The following is a 15,602-nucleotide window of genomic DNA, read 5'->3' on the forward strand; positions in this document are numbered from 1 at the left end:
CGCCCCGCGGGTGAGACGATAGGGACCCGAAGGACATGTCCCTCAAGCAGCCTCGCTCCGCGAACGAGGCGTTAGGAACACAAAGAAGGAAGCCTGATGGCGCGAGAGTCCGAATTCCTGTCCCTGAGCGATCAGGCGCTGCGGGCCGTGATCGGCCCCAACAGCCGCCACGTCGCCCTGATTGAGGACGCCTTCAAGGTGCTGGTCGAGGCGCCGGGCGGGGGCGTGTCGATCAACGGCTCGGCGCGGGACCGGGCCCAGGCCAAGCGCGTCGTCGAGATCCTGGCCAAGCGGGCGGATACGGGCGCCGAGATCACCGAGGCCGACGTACGCATGGCCCTGGGCGCCGCCGTGTCGCAGCCCCGGCCGGACCACGGTCGGGTCGTGCCCGACGCGGTCGCCCTGCCGGTTGGGCGGCGCGGGGCGATCGCGCCCAAGACGGCGGCTCAGGCGCGCTATCTGGACCTGCTCAGCCGTTGCGAACTGACCTTCGGCGTCGGTCCGGCGGGCACGGGCAAGACCTTCCTGGCGGCGGCTTACGGCGCCTCCCTGCTGCGGCGCGGACAGGTGGACCGGCTGGTCATCACCCGCCCGGCGGTCGAGGCGGGCGAGAAGCTGGGCTTCCTGCCGGGCGACCTGAACGAGAAGGTCGATCCCTATCTGGCCCCGATCTGGGAGTCGCTGAACGACATCCTGGGGATCGACGACGTGCGCCGCCGCCGCGAGAAGGGCGAGATCGAAGCCGCCCCCATCGCCTTCATGCGCGGCCGCACCCTGAGCCACGCCTTCATCATCGTCGACGAGGCGCAGAACACGTCGCGGCTGCAGATGAAGATGGTCCTGACCCGTCTGGGCGAGGGCGCGCGGATGGTGGTGACGGGCGACCCGTCGCAGATCGACCTACTGAACCCGCGCGATTCCGGCCTGCGCCACGCCCTGCGCATCCTGCAGGACGTGAAGGGGGTCGGCGTTCAGGCCTTCAAGGCCGAGGACGTGGTGCGCCACGCCATGGTCGAACGCATCGTGCGCGCCTATGACGCCGATGCGGCCCGGGGGCGGCCGACCCCTGATCTTGAGGACGATGAAGACTGATGATCGAGATCGAAGTCGAGGACGCGGCCTGGACGGCTGCGCTGCCTGACGCCGAGGCCGTGGTCCTGCGCGCGGCGACGGCGGCTTTGGGCACGGTCGAGGGCGACGTGGTCGTGCTGCTGACCGACGACGCCGGGGTGCAGGACCTGAACGCCCGTTTTCGCGACAAGGATCGGCCGACGAATGTCCTGTCCTTCCCTGCGGCCGAAAGCGCCTTTCCGCATCTGGGCGACGTGGTGCTGGGCTTCGCCTATTGCGCCACGGAGGCCGAGGCGCAGGGCAAGACCCTGTCGGACCATCTGAGCCATCTGGTCGTCCACGGCGTCCTGCACCTCTTGGGCCGCGACCACGAGGACGACGCCGAGGCCGAGGAGATGGAGGCCGAGGAGCGCGAAATCCTGGCCACGCTCGGCGTCGCCGATCCCTACAAGACTGAACATGAGGCTGATGCATGAGCGAGCGTTTGTCGGCGCAGGGCCTAAGGGCCTTGGGGGGAGGCGTGCTGACGAACCGCTGGGGCCGCATCGCCCTGGCCTTGCTGGCCGGAGCGGGCGCCGCCCTGGCGCATCCGCCGTTCGGGATCCTGCCGGGCCTGCTGGGCTATCCGCTGCTGATGCTGCTGGCCGAGCGGTCGCGCACGGTGAAGGGCGGTTTCTGGGTCGGCTGGCTGGCCGGTTTCGCCTACTTCTTCATCGGCTGCTGGTGGGTGGCCGAGGCCTTTCTGGTCAACAAGGATCAGGCCTGGATGGCGCCCTTCGCCGCCAGCCTGCTGCCCATGGGGCTGGGGCTGTTCTTCGGCGCGGCGACGGCCCTCTATCGTCGGTTCGCCCCGAAGGGCGCGCGGCGCGTCCTGCTGTTCGCCGCCCTGTTCGCCCTGCTGGAATGGCTGCGCGGCCATGTGCTGACGGGTTTCCCCTGGAACCCGACGGGCGCCACTTGGCGGGCCGGTTCGGCCATGTCGCAGTTCGCCTCGGTGGCGGGGGTCTATGGTCTGGGCCTGGTGACGCTGGCGGCCGTGTCGGCGCTGGGCCTGCTGGCGGGAGGCGGGCCGCGTCGCTCGCGGCTGATCGCGGCGGGCCTCGGCGTCGCCGTTCTGGCGGGCCTGTTCGGCTTTGGAACCCTGCGCCTGTCGTCGGCGAAACGGGTCGACGGCCCGACCCTGGTGCGGCTGGTCCAGGCTGATATTCCGCAGGAATCCAAGTGGTCGCCCGAGGCCTATCAGGCCATCGTCGACCGCTATGTCGCCCTGACGGTCCAGGCGGGACCGGTCCTGCCTGACGTGGTGATCTGGCCCGAGGGCGCCCTGCCCGCGACCGCCAACGACGTCTTCAACTCGCCCGACGCCCAGGCCATCGCCGGCGCCCTTCAGACCGGCCAGACCCTGCTGATGGGGATCAGCCGGGGCGAGGCCGATCCGACCGCCGAGGGCGGCGCCCGCTACTACAACAGCCTGTTCTCCCTGCACGACGAAGGGGCGGCCGGGCTGCGCATCGGCGCCGTCTATGACAAGCACCGGCTGGTGCCGTTCGGCGAGTATCTGCCTATGGGCCGCTTGATGGGCAAGATCGGCGTGCGCAGCCTGGTCCACGTCCCGGCAGACTTCAGCGCGGGGCCGAAGCCCGCGCCGATCAGCCTGGTCAACGCCCCGAACGTGCAGCCGCTGATCTGCTATGAGAGCCTCTATCCGGGCTTCACTCCGGCCAGGGGCGCGGCGCGCCCGGCCTGGATCGTCAACGTCTCCAACGACGCCTGGTTCGGCGCCACCTCCGGCCCGCGTCAGCACCTGAACCTGGCCAGCTATCGCGCCATCGAGACCGGCCTGCCCATCGCTCGCGCCACCCCGACCGGCGTCTCGGCCATGATCGACCCCTGGGGCCGGATCGTGAACGGCAAGCGGCTGGACCCGGGCCATGCCGGGGTCATCGACGTGCGCCTGCCGAAACCGGCCGCGCCGACCCTCTATGGCCGTTGGGGCGACGGTCTGTTCGGCCTCCTGCTGGTCCTGATGCTGGCGGGCGGCGCGTCGATCCGTCGTCGCGCGGGGGGCGCGGCGTGACGGCGAGCGAGGACGACGACCACAGGCGCACACGCCATATTGATGTGCCGCTAGGGGCGCGTCTTCGATCTATCCGTGAAGACCGCGGCCTGAGCCAGGCCGACATGGCCCGCAAGCTGGATATCTCCGCCAACCAGTGGGGACGGCATGAAAGCGGCGCGAACCGGGTGCCCGCCGCCCGGCTGTGGCAGTTCTGCGAAGCGCTGAACATCGACATCGCCGCGGTGTTCAAGGACCAGCCCTTTGCGGCGGCGAGGGTCGTGCCGGTCCGCGGCGCCGGGGGCGAGCCGCGCACGATGCTTGGCATGGAGGACCCCGGGGCCGTCTGGCGCGATGCTTCGGATCCGGCGCCGCAGGAAGGCCGGGGCGCCCTGGTGCAGCGGATCGGCGCGGCGGCGCGCGACCTGTCGCCAGCGCGTCAGCGCGCCGCCCTGGCCGTAATCCGCGCCTTGAGGACCGAAGACGACGACTAGACAGTTCGTCGGCGCCGGGCACGCCTGCCGCGCGAATTGTGATGACAGTGCTGGCTATCTGTCGCATTTCGGAACAATTGAGAGCAGGCGTTGATATGGACGAGAGCGGACGCATGGTCAGAGGCTCTGCAGAAGACGGCCCCCATCCGGTGGACCGGCACGTCGGACGGCGAGTTTGCGAAAAGCGGATCGCGCTCGGCTATAATCAAAGCGACCTGGGGCGCGCCCTGGGCCTGACCTTCCAGCAGATCCAGAAATACGAAAAGGGCGCCAACCGCATTTCGGCGTCCAAGCTCTGGGACATCGCCCGCTTCTTCAAGGTCGACATCAGCTACTTCTTCGAGGGGCTGACCGCGCCCCGGCCGGGCATGGCCGAAGACGAGGCTGCGCCCTTCGTGCATGACTTCCCGGCGACGCGTCAGACGATCGAGATCGGCCGCCTGGCGCCGCAGCTGTCGGTGCGGCAGCAGAAGCTGATCCTGGACATGATGCGCGAGATGGCCGCCGCATCGGGCGGCGACAAGGACTAGGCATCCTCAGGCCGGATACGAAAAAGGCGCGGATCGCTCCGCGCCTTTCTGCTGTCGGGCGATCCGGGCGGATCAGCCGGCCAGATCAGCCGGCCAGGGCGGCTTCCGAGGCGACGATGCGGCTGGCGGCGTGGACCACGGCGCCGATGCGCAGGGCGGCCTGGACCTGGACGTTCGGCACGGCGTGCTTGCGCAGTTCGCCCTCGTGGGCGTCCAGGCAGGCGCCGCAGCCGTTGATGGCCGAGACGGCGGTGGACCACAGCTCGAAGTCCAGCTTGTCGACGCCCGGGTTGGCGATGACGTTCATGCGCAGCTTGGCTGGCAGGGTGGTGTACTCGTTGTTCTTCATCAGGTGCAGCGAGCGGTAGTAGATGTTGTTCATGCCCATGATGGCGGCGGCGGCCTTGGCGGCGTTCATCGCCTCGGGCGACAGCACCGTCGCGGCCTGGGCCTCGATCAGCTTGACCGCCGGGGCGACGCCGATGGCGTGGGCCGAGGCCAGGAAGCAGCCCCACTTCTGCTGGTCGTTCAGGACCGTCTCATTGGCCAGCGAGGATAGGTTCAGCGAGATGTCCTTGCCGTAGGCCGGGATGAGGTCGCGCAGGGCGTCGAGGGACATGGGAAATCTCCGATAAGGGCCGACTGCAGGCCGGTGGCGCCAGGGGCATTGAAGCAGCGTATTCAAAACGCGCTCAAGTAGTCCGAAGGACGATAGCGCCCTAAAAAGAAAAAGGCGGCGACAGTCGCCCGCCGCCGCCTCTTCAAGAGGGGCGGCCCGGACCAGTACGAACGCGGTCCGGGCCTTCCTGGGCCAGTACTTAGGCGGCCAGGGTCTCGCCGCCGACCGGGCGGTTGCAGGCGCACAGTTCGTCGGTCTGCAGGGCGTCGACGACGCGCAGCGTGTCTTCCGGCGAACGGCCGACGTTCAGGTTGGTGACATAGACGTGCTGGACGACGTTGTGCGGGTCGACGACGAAGGTGGCGCGCAGGGCGACGCCGTTTTCTTCGTCCAGGACGCCCAGGTCGCGGGCCAGCTTGCCGCCGGTGTCGGCGAACTGCCAGATCGGCAGCTTGTTCAGGTCGGCGTGGTCGCGGCGCCAGGCCAGCTTGACGAATTCGTTATCGGTCGAGCCGCCGAGGACGACGGTGTCGCGATCCTCGAAATCCTTGCCCAGCTTGGCGAAGGCGGCGATTTCGGTCGGGCAGACGAAGGTGAAGTCCTTCGGGTAGAAGAAGATGACCTTCCACTTGCCGTCGAAGCTGTCCTGCGTCAGCGTTTCAAACGCCGAGACGCCGTTCTCTTCGTGGCTGTTGAAGCCCGGCTTCACGCCAGTGATCTTGAATTCAGGCAGTTTTTGACCGACGCCCAGCATACTGGAGCTCCATTTTGACCATGTAAGACATCCGGCGCCGCGGGGAGACGCATCGCCGATGGGCCTCAGATGGGCTGTGGAGGCCCGGAAGTCAAATCGATCATTTCGCGGTCGCGAATAGATTTTCATTATGGCGACGGACGCGTGTTCAAGCGGGAGGCTTCAAGCCTCGCCATAAGTTTTCCTACTGATCATCTCAAAGTTTATCGATTTTCCTTCGGCGCGGAACCGGGCGTAGGCTCGAGCATAATCTGCCAACCAGGAGGAAAGTCATGGACGGACAAGCAGGCGGCCCTACCCCTCTCCACGATCCCAGGAAGGAGCCGGGCGCGCTGCGCTCGCTGCTGGGGCGCACCAACCGCGACTGGTGGCCCAACCAGATGGCGATGGACATCCTGCATCAGCAGGGCAAGTCGGGCGACCCGATGGGCGACGACTTCGACTACGCCGAGGCGTTCAAGAGCCTCGACTATGAGGCGGTGAAGCGCGACCTGACCGCCCTGATGACCGACAGCCAGCCCTGGTGGCCGGCGGACTACGGCCACTACGGCCCCTTCTTCATCCGCATGGCCTGGCACTCGGCCGGGACCTACAGAACGGGGGATGGCCGCGGCGGCGCCGGCGCGGGCCAGCAGCGGTTCGCCCCGCTCAACTCCTGGCCGGACAACGGCAACCTGGACAAGGCGCGCCGCCTGCTGTGGCCGATCAAGCAGAAGTACGGCGCCAAGCTGTCGTGGGCCGACCTGATGATCCTGGCCGGCAACGTCGCCATTGAGTCGATGGGCGGGCCGGTGTTCGGCTTCGGCGGCGGCCGCGCCGACGTCTGGGAGCCGGAAAAGGACGTCTACTGGGGCACCGAGGAGAACTGGGTCGGCGACGAGGGCAACCAGACCCGCATCCAGCCGGACAAGGGCATGGCGCTGGAAGAGCCGCTGGCGGCGATCCAGATGGGTCTCATCTACGTCAACCCCGAAGGCCCCGGCGGCGAGCCGGAGGCCCTGGCCTCGGCCCGCGACATCCGCGAGACCTTCGCCCGCATGGGCATGAACGACGAGGAGACGGCCGCCCTGACCGCCGGCGGCCACACCTTCGGCAAGGCCCATGGCGCCGGCGACGCCGCCAAGGTGGGCGCCAGTCCTGAGGCCGCCGACATCGCCCAGCAGGGCCTGGGCTGGATCTCGGGCCACGAGAGCGGCATGGGCGATCACACCATCACCTCGGGCATCGAAGGCGCCTGGACCCCCACGCCCATCACCTGGGACATGACCTATTTCGACATGCTGCTGGACCACGACTACGAGCTGGTCCGCAGCCCGGCGGGCGCCAAGCAGTGGCAGCCGGTCGGCAACCCCGCGGACACCCTGGCCCCCGCCGCCCACACCCCGGGCAAGCGCGTGCCGACGATGATGACGACCGCCGACATGGCCTTCAAGATCGACCCGATCTATCGCCCGATCATGGAGCGCTTCCGCGCCGACCCGGCCTATTTCGGCGATCAGTTCGCCCGCGCCTGGTTCAAGCTGTGCCACCGCGACATGGGGCCGAAAGCCCGCTACCTCGGCCCGGACGTCCCGGCCGAGGACCTGATCTGGCAGGACCCGATCCCGGCCCACACGGGACCGGCCCTGTCGGACGCCGACGTGAAGGCGCTGAAGGATCGCATCGCCGCTTCGGGCCTGTCGGTCGCCGACCTGGTGTCGACGGCCTGGGCCTCGGCCGTGACCTATCGCGGCTCGGACCATCGCGGCGGCGCCAACGGCGGGCGTCTGCGCCTGGCCCCGCAGAAGGACTGGGCGGTCAACGAACCGGCGAAGCTGGCTCGGGTTCTCAAGGCCTATGAGGACATTCAGGCGGCGTCGAGGGCCAACGTCTCCATCGCCGACCTGATCGTCCTCGGCGGCGTGGTCGGCGTCGAGCAGGCGGCCAAGGCCGGCGGCCACGACGTGGCGGTTCCCTTCACGCCAGGCCGCACCGACGCCTCGCAGGCAGAGACCGACATCGAGGGCTTCGCGGTTCTGGAACCGCGCGCCGACGGCTTCCGCAACTATCTGCAGGTCCGCTTCAACGTCCCGACCGAGGAACTGTTGATCGATCGGGCCCAGCTGCTGGGTCTGACCGCGCCGGAGATGGCGGTGCTGGTCGGCGGCTTGCGCGTTCTGGGCGCCAACCATGGCGGGTCCAAGCACGGGGTCTTCACTGACCGTCCGGGCCAGTTGACCAACGACTTCTTCGTCAACCTGCTGGACATGAAGACCGGCTGGAAACAGGTCGATGATCAGGGCGACGAGACCTTCGTCGGCACGGACCGGATCAGCGGCGAGGAACGCTGGACCGCCACCCGCACCGACCTGGTGTTCGGCTCCAACGCCCAGCTGCGCGCCCTGTCCGAGGTCTATGCCTCGGCCGATGCGGGCGCGAAGTTCGTGCGGGACTTCGTCGCGGCCTGGACCAAGGTCATGAACGGCGACCGGTTCGATCTGAAATAGGCGCCAGAAAAAGGCCAAGCGGCGCCGCGGACTTGGTGCCCGCGGCGTCGCCTTTCCTGCATCAATGCGCTCGATTGTCTTTGAACACTCCATAGGGAGCGCCTATGTGGGGCGGATGCTCCCCACCCTGCGACAGCTCCACTATCTCAAGCTCCTGGCCGAGCACGCCTCCTTCAGCCGGGCCGCCGAGGCCGCCCACGTCAGCCAGCCGGCCCTGTCGGCCGGGGTGCAGGAACTGGAGAAGATCCTGGGCGCGCCGGTGGTCGAACGGACCCGCGGCGCGGTGCAACTGACCGCCGTGGGGGCCGAGGCGGTCAAGCGCGCCGAGGACGTTCTGGCCCGCACCGAGGACCTGGTCGAGGCGGCCCGCAACGCCGGCAAGCCCCTGTCGGGACGGTTCCGCCTGGGCATCATCCCCACCGTCGCCCCCTTCCTGCTGCCCGCCGCCCTGCCCGGGCTTCGAGAGAAATACCCGGCCCTGCGCCTCTTCATCCGCGAGGACCTGACCCCGCGCCTGATTGCCGGGCTGAAGGCGGGACAGCTGGACGCCGCCGTCATCGCCCTGCCCTATGACGCGCCGGGCATCGACCACGCCCGCATCGGCGACGACGAGATTCTGGCCGCCGCGCCCGTCGGTCATCCGCTGGCCGGTCTGGGACCCATTCCCGAGGGGATGCTGAAGGCCGACGACCTGATCCTGCTGGAGGACGGCCACTGCCTGCGCGATCAGGCCCTGGCCGCCGTCAATATCGAGGCCCCGCGCGGCGAGGACGTCTTCGCCGCCACCTCGCTGCACACCCTCGTCCAGATGGTGTCCTCGGGCCTGGGCGTCAGCTTCCTGCCGCAGATGGCGGTGCAGGCCGGCCTGGCCGACAACCCCGGCGTCGTGGTCCGCCCCATCTCCGCCGACGCCCCCCGCCGCGAGATCGTCGTCGCCTGGCGCGCCGGCTCCAGCCGCGCGGCCGAAGCCCGCCTGCTGGCCGAGGCGATGCAGCTGGACTGACCCATACGGCGATTTAATCTCCCGCATATCGCGGTTCAGCGGGCGTTCATCGTCTGACGTCTGAATGCTCTCCAAAAAGGGAGAGATGCGATGAGACGAGGAATTCCAGGCCTGGCCCTGCTGGGCTTCAGCGCCCTGACCGCCGCCTGCGCGCCGGTGGTCCAGGGCGGCGGACCGCTGGATCTGCCGCCGGGCCTGATGGAAACGGCCCAGGTGACGTCGGTGGTCATGTCGAGCGACTGGGTCAACGCCAAGAGCGACTTCGCCGACACCTTCGTCGACGAGGTGCAGGAGGAACTGAGCGCCTGCGCCTACGGCGCCTACCCCCTGCAGCTCAGGGTCCACGTCGAGGATGTGGATCGCGCCGGACGGCTGGAGGTGCTGTTGCGCGGCGAGGGCGTGCACCGGCTGCGGGCGACGGCTGAGCTGGTCGATCCGGCGCGCGGCGGCCAGATCGTCGGCCGCTACCCGATCGAGGTCGGCACCCAGGCGGGCGGCCGCGTGATCGGCGTGCTGGGGGACCGCCAGATGATGGTGTCCGAGGAGTTCGGCCGCGCCCTGTGCGACATCGCCTTCGGCCGCAATCCGCGCCGCCCCGGCCCGCACAACGCCACGCGGGGCTGAGGGCCTCGTCGTCCCCGCCAACAAAAAGGCCGGCGGATCGCTCCGCCGGCCTTTCCGTTTCAGACTGCTGCCTGAGACCTATTCTGCGTCGCCGCGCGCCAGGTTGCGCAGGACGTAGGGCATGACGCCGCCGGACTTGAAGTAGTCCAGCTCGGTCTGGTTATCGATGCGGCAGCGGACCGGGAAGCGGGCCATCTTGCCGTCCGACGGACGGAACATCTCGACCCACAGGTCCTGACGCGGCTTCAGCTTGCCGATGTTGGCGTCGGTCAGGCCGCGGATGGTGACGATCTCCTCGCCGGTCAGACCCAGCTTGGCCCAGCCGTCCTGCTTGAACTGCAGCGGAACCACGCCCATGCCGACCAGGTTCGAGCGGTGGATGCGCTCGTAGCTTTCGGCGATGACGGCGCGGACGCCCAGCAGGCGGGTGCCCTTGGCCGCCCAGTCGCGCGACGAGCCGGTGCCGTATTCCTTGCCGGCGAAGACGACCAGAGGACGGCCTTCCGACTGGTAACGCATGGCCGCGTCATAGATCGACATCGTGTCTTCCGAGGGGAAGTGCTTGGTGACGCCGCCCTCGATGTCCGGGGTGATCTTGTTGCGGATGCGGATGTTGGCGAAGGTGCCGCGCATCATGACTTCGTGGTTGCCGCGGCGGGCGCCGTAGCTGTTGAAGTCCAGGGCGTCGACGCCGTGGTTGGTCAGATAGACGCCGGCGGGCGCGGCCTTCTTGATCGAACCGGCCGGGCTGATGTGGTCGGTGGTGATCGAGTCGCCGAAGATGCCCAGGATGCGCGCCTCGACGATGTCGGTGACGGCCGAAGGCTCCATCGACAGACCCTCGAAGTAGGGCGGGTTGGCGACGTAGGTCGACTTGTCGTCCCATTCATAGGTCTGGCCGCCGGTGACCTTGATGGCCTGCCAGTGCTTGTCGCCCTTGAAGACGTCCTTGTAGCGCTTGGCGAACATGGCCGGGGTGACCGACTTCTTCTGGATGTCGGCGATCTCTTGCGAGGTCGGCCACACGTCCTTCAGGAAGACGTCGTTGCCCTTCTTGTCCTGGCCGATCGGCTCCTTGGTGATGTCGATGCGCATCGAACCGGCGATGGCGTAGGCCACGACCAGCGGCGGCGAGGCCAGGTAGTTGGCCTGGACGTCGGGGTTCACGCGGCCTTCGAAGTTGCGGTTGCCCGACAGGACCGAGGTCGCGACCAGGCCGTTGTCGTTGATCGCCTTCGAGATGGCCGGGTCCAGCGGGCCGGAGTTGCCGATGCAGGTGGTGCAGCCGTAGCCGACCAGGTTGAAGCCCATGGCGTCCAGGTCTTTCTGGAGGCCGGCGTCGGTCAGGTAGTCGGTGACGACCTGCGAGCCGGGGGCCAGCGAGGTCTTGACCCAGGGCTTGACCTTCAGACCCAGGGCGTGGGCCTTGCGCGCCACCAGACCGGCGGCGATCAGGACCGACGGGTTGGAGGTGTTGGTGCACGAGGTGATGGCGGCGATGACCACGTCGCCGTCGCCGACGGTGAACTTCTCGCCGTCGACCGAAACGCGCTCGGCGTCGGTCGCACGGCCGAAGACGTCGGCCAGGGCGGTCTGGAAGGCCGGGGCGGCGACAGTCAGTTCAACGCGGTCCTGCGGACGCTTGGGGCCGGCCAGCGACGGCACGACCGTCGAGATGTCCAGTTCCAGAACGTCGGAGAAGACCGGATCTTCCGAGGTCTCGTCGATCCACAGGCCCTGGGCCTTGGCGTAGGCTTCGACCAGGGCGACGCGCGCCTTGTCGCGGCCCGTGGCGGTCAGGTAGCCGATGGTGGCGGCCGAGACCGGGAAGAAGCCGCAGGTGGCGCCGTATTCCGGGGCCATGTTGGCGATGGTGGCCTGGTCTTCGATGGTCATTCCGGCGATGGCGTCGCCGAAGAATTCCACGAACTTGCCGACCACGCCCTTCTTGCGCAGCATCTGGGTGACGGTCAGCACCAGGTCGGTCGCGGTCGCGCCTTCCGGCAGCTTGCCGGTCAGCTTGAAGCCGATGACTTCCGGGATCAGCATCGGGATCGGCTGGCCCAGCATGGCCGCTTCAGCCTCGATGCCGCCGACGCCCCAGCCCAGGACGGCCAGGCCGTTGATCATGGTGGTGTGGCTGTCGGTGCCGACGACGGTGTCGGGATAGGCGACGGTCTTCTTGCCTTCGTCCAGGGTCCAGACGGTCTGGGCCAGGTTCTCCAGGTTGACCTGGTGGCAGATGCCGGTGCCGGGCGGGACGACGCGGAAGTTGTTGAAGGCCGACGAACCCCAGCGCAGGAAGTTGTAGCGCTCGATGTTGCGCTCATACTCGCGCTCGACGTTCTCGCCGAAGGCCTTGGCGGTGCCGAAGTGGTCGACCATGACCGAGTGGTCGATGACCAGGTCGACCGGGACCAGCGGGTTGATCTTGGCGGCGTCGGCGCCCAGCTTGGCCATGGCGTCGCGCATCGCGGCCAGGTCGACCACGGCGGGAACGCCGGTGAAGTCCTGCATCAGCACGCGGGCCGGACGGAAGGCGATCTCGTGCTCGACGGCGCCCTTGTTCTCGATCCAGGCGGCGACGGCCTTCAGGTCGTCCTCGGTGACGGAGACGCCGTCTTCGTTGCGCAGCAGGTTCTCCAGCAGCACCTTCATCGAGCGCGGCAGACGGGAAATCCCGGTCAGACCGGCTTCCTCGGCGGCGGGAAGGCTGTAATAGGCGTACTTCTTGCGCCCGACCGAAAGGTCCTGACGGGTCTTGAGGCTGTCAATCGACGGCATGGAGAGGGTCCTCTGACAAACGCCGCCCGACAATTCGGTTGCGCCTTCGCGCGCTGGACGCCGGGGCGCACAGGTCCCAGGCGCGCGCGGCGAAAGCCTGCTGCGGCGCTTGCGCATATAGTCCCGTGCGCGAGAGCCGTCCATGTATCCACAACGCGGTCGTGGACATTGAGAGAGGTTCGCAAATCGGCGGGGCCATGCTGAAGACGGTCGACATCCAGGACCTGAGCCTGTCGCGCGGCGAGCGCGTCCTGTTCCAGGGCCTGTCGCTGCGCCTTTCGGCGGGCGAGGCCACAGCCCTGACCGGGGCCAACGGGGCGGGCAAGACCAGTCTGCTGCGGGCCGTGGCCGGCTTCATCCGGCCGGATGCGGGCGCGATCACATTCTCCGGCGCAGGCCCGGGCGGAGACGGCGAGACGCTGGAGCCCGAGGCGGCGCGGCGCGAGGGCGTTCATCTGCTCGGCCACCTTGAAGGGCTGAAGCCGACGCGGACGGCGCGTCAGGAATTCGACTTCCAGACGGCCTGGCTGGGCGGGAACAGCGCGGCGCGCGAGGCGGCGATTGCGCGGCTGTCGCTGTCGCCCCTGCTGGATCTGGAGACGCGCAAGCTGTCGGCGGGCCAGAAGCGGCGCCTGTCGCTGGCCCGGCTGGTCGCCGCGCCGCGCGCCCTGTGGCTGCTGGATGAGCCCCTGGCCCCGCTGGACGAGCGCTGGCGCGCGGTCGCCGCCGAGCTGATGGCGGCGCATCTGGCGAGCGGCGGCATGATCCTGGCGGCGGTGCACGACCCCCTGCCCGTCCCGGCGCGCAATCTCGATCTGGGCGGCCTTCCTGTCGGGGGTCTGGCGTGAGGGCGGCGCGCGTCCTGTTCGGCCGCGAACTGTCGCTGGCCTGGGGCGGGGGCGGCGGGCCGCTGCTGGCCTGCGGCTTCATGCTGTGCCTGACCGCCATCCTGCCGCTGGCGGCGGGCGGCGATCCGCGCGTCCTGGCCCCGGCGGCCTCGGGCGCCAGCTGGATGGCCCTGGCCCTGGCCTCGCTGCTGTCGCTGGAGCGTTTGTTCGAGCGCGATCTGGAGGACGGGGCGCTGGACCTGTTGGCGCTCGGCCCCCTGCCGCTGGAGGCGACGGTGGCGATCAAGGCCCTGGCGCAATGGCTGGCGACGGGTCTGCCCCTGGCCCTGGCGGCCCCGGTCGCGGCCCTGGCCCTGGGCCAGCCGGCGCATCTGATCGGTCTGACGGCGCTGGCGGCGGCGATCGGCGGTCTCGGCTTCGCCTTCACCGGCGCGCTGGGGGCCGCTCTGGCGCTGGGGGCCAGGCGCGGCGGTCTGCTGATCGCCGTGGTGGTGCTGCCGCTGTTCATCCCGCCGGTGGTGTTCGGCGCGGGCGCCCTGACGCGGGCGGCGAACGGTCAGGATCCGCTGTCGGCCCTGGCCCTGCTGAGCGCCTATGTCCTGTTCGCCGTGGTCATCGCGCCGGTCGCCGGGGCGGCGGCGGTGCGCAACGCCCAGAGTTAAGCTTCAGCGCGGCTTCAGCGTGACGTAGAGGGCGCCGTCGCCGCCGTGGCGGCGGTGGGCCGAGGCGAAGCCGGACACCACGCCGCGCAGATGCGGTCCGGTCAGCCAGTCGTGCACCGAACTGCGGATCACCCCGCCGCCGCGCCGTCCCTGGCCGGTGATGACCAGAACCGAGCGAAGACCGCGCATCTGGCAACTGATGAGAAAGCCGCGCAGTTGGTCCTCGGCCTCGAACCGGCCGAAGCCGTGCAGGTCGATGCGGGCCTCGATCGGATCGCGTTCGCGTGACAGGCGGCGCTGGCGGCGCGGCTCCAGCTCTTCGGGCGTCGGCCGGGCGCGGGTCGGCGCCGGGCGAACAGGAGCGACGATGCCCAGGGCCTCGAAGCTCGGGGTCTGATCGGTCGCGTTGCGCTTCTTGCCGGCGACGCCGCGCGCGGGCTTGGCCGCTGGCACGGGCGCCGCTTCAGGATCGGGCAGGACGGCCCCGGGGGTGACGCGGGCGGCCTTGCGGCGCGCGGGCGGCGTCACCGTGCCGGTCACGCGGGCCCAGATGCGTTTGTCGTCGTCGGAAGAGGCAGGCGGGCCTTTTCGGGCCACCTCAGTCCTCGGCGTCGTCGAAGGCGTCGCCCGGATCGGAACCTGGCCCAGGCTCGTGGGCCAGCAGGTCGCCGGGCTGGCAGTCCAGTTCGCGGCACAGGGCGTCCAGGGTCGAGAAGCGCACGGCGCGGGCCTTGCCGGTCTTGAGGATCGACAGATTGGCCACGGTCACGCCGACGCGGTCGGCGAGTTCCGTCAGCGACATGCGCCGTTCGGCGAGGATTCGGTCGAGTTGGACGCGGATGGCCATGGGGTCAGCTTAACGTTTCAAGATCAGATCGTCAGTTCGGATTCGCGGCGCAGGCGCGCGCCTTCGCGGAACACCTCCGCCAGGACGAAGACGACGAGGATGGAGAAGACGGGGGTGAGCAGGTCGCTGACGCCTTGAGGCTCCATGACGCCGGGGGCCAGTCGGGCGGCCACCAGGCCCTGCGCCAGCCAGACGCCGCCGGTCACGATGGCCAGGATCAGGCCGATCTGGCGCAGGCGGCGCACGTTGTCGGGCTGGAAGGGGTCGCCCAGGGTCAGGGTGCGGAAGATCTTTCGCAGGCCGCGCAGGATCATCAGGAAGCCGCCGAAATAGGCGGTCATGGCCCCAACGCCGAACAGCAGCAGCGGACGGGTCAGCGGCATCTGACGGCCGTTGGATTCGTCGGCTACCGTCAGGTTCAAATGGTCGATGGGAATGACGATGGAGGCGACCCAGAGCAGCAGCAGCACGCCGGTGATTAGGGCCAGCAGGACATAGGCGACATCCAGCGCGATCTTCAGCAGGCTGGATACGGAACCTGGACCCAGAGTCCTGAGATTGGGGGTGCGCAGGTTGGCGCCCGGCAGGCGCGGCGCTCTTATCCCGATGGCAGGCAGTTTCGGGAGGCGCATGAAGTCAGGTCTCAGGCCGGGTGGTTCAGGCGGCGATCGCCGCGCGGGGTCCGGCGAACCCTCACGCGGCGCTATTCTTCGCGGTGTTCATGCTGATCGTCAAAGCCCCCAGAGCGATCCAATGTCGGATCACAGGCTCTGGATGATCATGGCGATGGCGGCGGTAGGCAGAGCAGCCAGCAGAAGGGCGTT

At 68.9% G+C, this 15,602-nt stretch carries 16 protein-coding genes; 10 read left to right on the forward strand and 6 right to left on the reverse strand.

Annotation, left to right across the window (positions count from 1 at the left end):
• The first annotated feature begins 96 nt into the window (after window positions 1–96).
• From AC3IS2_RS14415 to AC3IS2_RS14435, 5 genes are all read left to right on the forward strand, one after another.
• The gene (locus AC3IS2_RS14415) at window positions 97–1,092 is read left to right on the forward strand and encodes a PhoH family protein (RefSeq protein WP_489198471.1); all 996 of its coding nucleotides are present in this window, start codon (window positions 97–99) and stop codon (window positions 1,090–1,092) included.
• Entirely contained in the window at window positions 1,092–1,547 is a 456-nt protein-coding gene (ybeY, locus tag AC3IS2_RS14420) for an rRNA maturation RNase YbeY (RefSeq protein WP_489198472.1), read from the forward strand. Before AC3IS2_RS14415 ends, ybeY begins: the two co-directional genes overlap by 1 nt.
• Window positions 1,544–3,148, forward strand: coding sequence for an apolipoprotein N-acyltransferase (gene lnt / locus AC3IS2_RS14425; RefSeq protein ID WP_489198473.1), 1,605 nt, complete (start codon window positions 1,544–1,546; stop codon window positions 3,146–3,148). Before ybeY ends, lnt begins: the two co-directional genes overlap by 4 nt.
• Window positions 3,145–3,621: a helix-turn-helix domain-containing protein gene (locus AC3IS2_RS14430; protein ID WP_489198474.1), complete on the forward strand. Its 477-nt coding sequence runs from the start codon at window positions 3,145–3,147 to the stop codon at window positions 3,619–3,621. Before lnt ends, AC3IS2_RS14430 begins: the two co-directional genes overlap by 4 nt.
• Window positions 3,622–3,734: 113 nt before the next feature.
• Window positions 3,735–4,151 carry a helix-turn-helix domain-containing protein gene (locus AC3IS2_RS14435; protein WP_489198475.1) on the forward strand — a complete coding sequence of 139 codons (417 nt, stop codon included), beginning with the start codon at window positions 3,735–3,737 and terminating at the stop codon, window positions 4,149–4,151.
• An 85-nt stretch (window positions 4,152–4,236) separates the two neighbouring features.
• Here AC3IS2_RS14435 and ahpD read toward each other — a convergent pair whose 3' ends face one another.
• Together ahpD and AC3IS2_RS14445 are read right to left on the reverse strand one after the other, a co-directional pair.
• On the reverse strand, window positions 4,237–4,770 hold the full coding sequence (gene ahpD, locus AC3IS2_RS14440; RefSeq protein WP_489198476.1) for an alkylhydroperoxidase, AhpD family: 534 nt from the start codon (window positions 4,768–4,770) through the stop codon (window positions 4,237–4,239).
• 199 nt (window positions 4,771–4,969) lie between these two features.
• Entirely contained in the window at window positions 4,970–5,524 is a 555-nt protein-coding gene (locus AC3IS2_RS14445; protein ID WP_489198477.1) for a peroxiredoxin, read from the reverse strand.
• 272 nt (window positions 5,525–5,796) lie between these two features.
• Here AC3IS2_RS14445 and katG point away from each other — a divergent pair, with 272 nt between their 5' ends.
• From katG to AC3IS2_RS14460, 3 genes are all read left to right on the forward strand, one after another.
• Entirely contained in the window at window positions 5,797–8,010 is a 2,214-nt protein-coding gene (gene katG / locus AC3IS2_RS14450; RefSeq protein ID WP_489198478.1) for a catalase/peroxidase HPI, read from the forward strand.
• Between the two features lie 115 nt (window positions 8,011–8,125).
• Window positions 8,126–9,013, forward strand: a complete 888-nt coding sequence (locus AC3IS2_RS14455; RefSeq protein ID WP_489198479.1) for a hydrogen peroxide-inducible genes activator — start codon at window positions 8,126–8,128, stop codon at window positions 9,011–9,013.
• Between the two features lie 90 nt (window positions 9,014–9,103).
• Entirely contained in the window at window positions 9,104–9,637 is a 534-nt protein-coding gene (locus AC3IS2_RS14460) for a hypothetical protein (protein ID WP_489198480.1), read from the forward strand.
• 78 nt (window positions 9,638–9,715) lie between these two features.
• On the opposite strand, the gene acnA is transcribed toward AC3IS2_RS14460, so the two are convergent.
• Window positions 9,716–12,421, reverse strand: a complete 2,706-nt coding sequence (gene acnA / locus AC3IS2_RS14465) for an aconitate hydratase AcnA (RefSeq protein ID WP_489198481.1) — start codon at window positions 12,419–12,421, stop codon at window positions 9,716–9,718.
• Window positions 12,422–12,618: 197 nt separating this feature from the next.
• Here acnA and ccmA point away from each other — a divergent pair, with 197 nt between their 5' ends.
• Together ccmA and ccmB are read left to right on the forward strand one after the other, a co-directional pair.
• Window positions 12,619–13,269, forward strand: a complete 651-nt coding sequence (ccmA, locus tag AC3IS2_RS14470; protein WP_489198482.1) for a heme ABC exporter ATP-binding protein CcmA — start codon at window positions 12,619–12,621, stop codon at window positions 13,267–13,269.
• The gene (gene ccmB / locus AC3IS2_RS14475) at window positions 13,266–13,931 is read left to right on the forward strand and encodes a heme exporter protein CcmB (protein WP_489198483.1); all 666 of its coding nucleotides are present in this window, start codon (window positions 13,266–13,268) and stop codon (window positions 13,929–13,931) included. Before ccmA ends, ccmB begins: the two co-directional genes overlap by 4 nt.
• Before the next feature lie 3 nt (window positions 13,932–13,934).
• Here the strand turns inward: ccmB and AC3IS2_RS14480 are convergent, their stop codons facing one another.
• From AC3IS2_RS14480 to AC3IS2_RS14490, 3 genes are read right to left on the reverse strand one after another with little or no spacing between them, the layout of a single operon-like run.
• Window positions 13,935–14,528: a Smr/MutS family protein gene (locus AC3IS2_RS14480; protein ID WP_489198484.1), complete on the reverse strand. Its 594-nt coding sequence runs from the start codon at window positions 14,526–14,528 to the stop codon at window positions 13,935–13,937.
• 1 nt (window position 14,529) lies between these two features.
• Complete coding sequence (locus AC3IS2_RS14485; protein WP_489198486.1) at window positions 14,530–14,778, reverse strand: helix-turn-helix domain-containing protein; 249 nt, start codon at window positions 14,776–14,778, stop codon at window positions 14,530–14,532.
• A gap of 23 nt (window positions 14,779–14,801) precedes the next feature.
• Window positions 14,802–15,410: a DUF2975 domain-containing protein gene (locus AC3IS2_RS14490; protein WP_489198487.1), complete on the reverse strand. Its 609-nt coding sequence runs from the start codon at window positions 15,408–15,410 to the stop codon at window positions 14,802–14,804.
• Window positions 15,411–15,602: the final 192 nt, after the last annotated feature.

Source organism: Brevundimonas sp. KH_025 (assembly GCF_057839885.1).

What these genes read in the sequence shown, in the direction of transcription:
- AC3IS2_RS14435 (WP_489198475.1), top strand. Translation starts at nt 3,735, where the DNA reads ATGGTCAGAGGCTCTGCAGAAGACGGCCCCCATCCGGTGGACCGGCAC.
- AC3IS2_RS14445 (WP_489198477.1), bottom strand. Translation starts at nt 5,524, where the DNA reads ATGCTGGGCGTCGGTCAAAAACTGCCTGAATTCAAGATCACTGGCGTG.
- AC3IS2_RS14490 (WP_489198487.1), bottom strand. Translation starts at nt 15,410, where the DNA reads ATGCGCCTCCCGAAACTGCCTGCCATCGGGATAAGAGCGCCGCGCCTG.
- AC3IS2_RS14460 (WP_489198480.1), top strand. Translation starts at nt 9,104, where the DNA reads ATGAGACGAGGAATTCCAGGCCTGGCCCTGCTGGGCTTCAGCGCCCTG.
- acnA (WP_489198481.1), bottom strand. Translation starts at nt 12,421, where the DNA reads ATGCCGTCGATTGACAGCCTCAAGACCCGTCAGGACCTTTCGGTCGGG.
- AC3IS2_RS14485 (WP_489198486.1), bottom strand. Translation starts at nt 14,778, where the DNA reads ATGGCCATCCGCGTCCAACTCGACCGAATCCTCGCCGAACGGCGCATG.
- lnt (WP_489198473.1), top strand. Translation starts at nt 1,544, where the DNA reads ATGAGCGAGCGTTTGTCGGCGCAGGGCCTAAGGGCCTTGGGGGGAGGC.
- AC3IS2_RS14415 (WP_489198471.1), top strand. Translation starts at nt 97, where the DNA reads ATGGCGCGAGAGTCCGAATTCCTGTCCCTGAGCGATCAGGCGCTGCGG.
- ccmA (WP_489198482.1), top strand. Translation starts at nt 12,619, where the DNA reads ATGCTGAAGACGGTCGACATCCAGGACCTGAGCCTGTCGCGCGGCGAG.
- ahpD (WP_489198476.1), bottom strand. Translation starts at nt 4,770, where the DNA reads ATGTCCCTCGACGCCCTGCGCGACCTCATCCCGGCCTACGGCAAGGAC.
- katG (WP_489198478.1), top strand. Translation starts at nt 5,797, where the DNA reads ATGGACGGACAAGCAGGCGGCCCTACCCCTCTCCACGATCCCAGGAAG.
- AC3IS2_RS14455 (WP_489198479.1), top strand. Translation starts at nt 8,126, where the DNA reads ATGCTCCCCACCCTGCGACAGCTCCACTATCTCAAGCTCCTGGCCGAG.
- ybeY (WP_489198472.1), top strand. Translation starts at nt 1,092, where the DNA reads ATGATCGAGATCGAAGTCGAGGACGCGGCCTGGACGGCTGCGCTGCCT.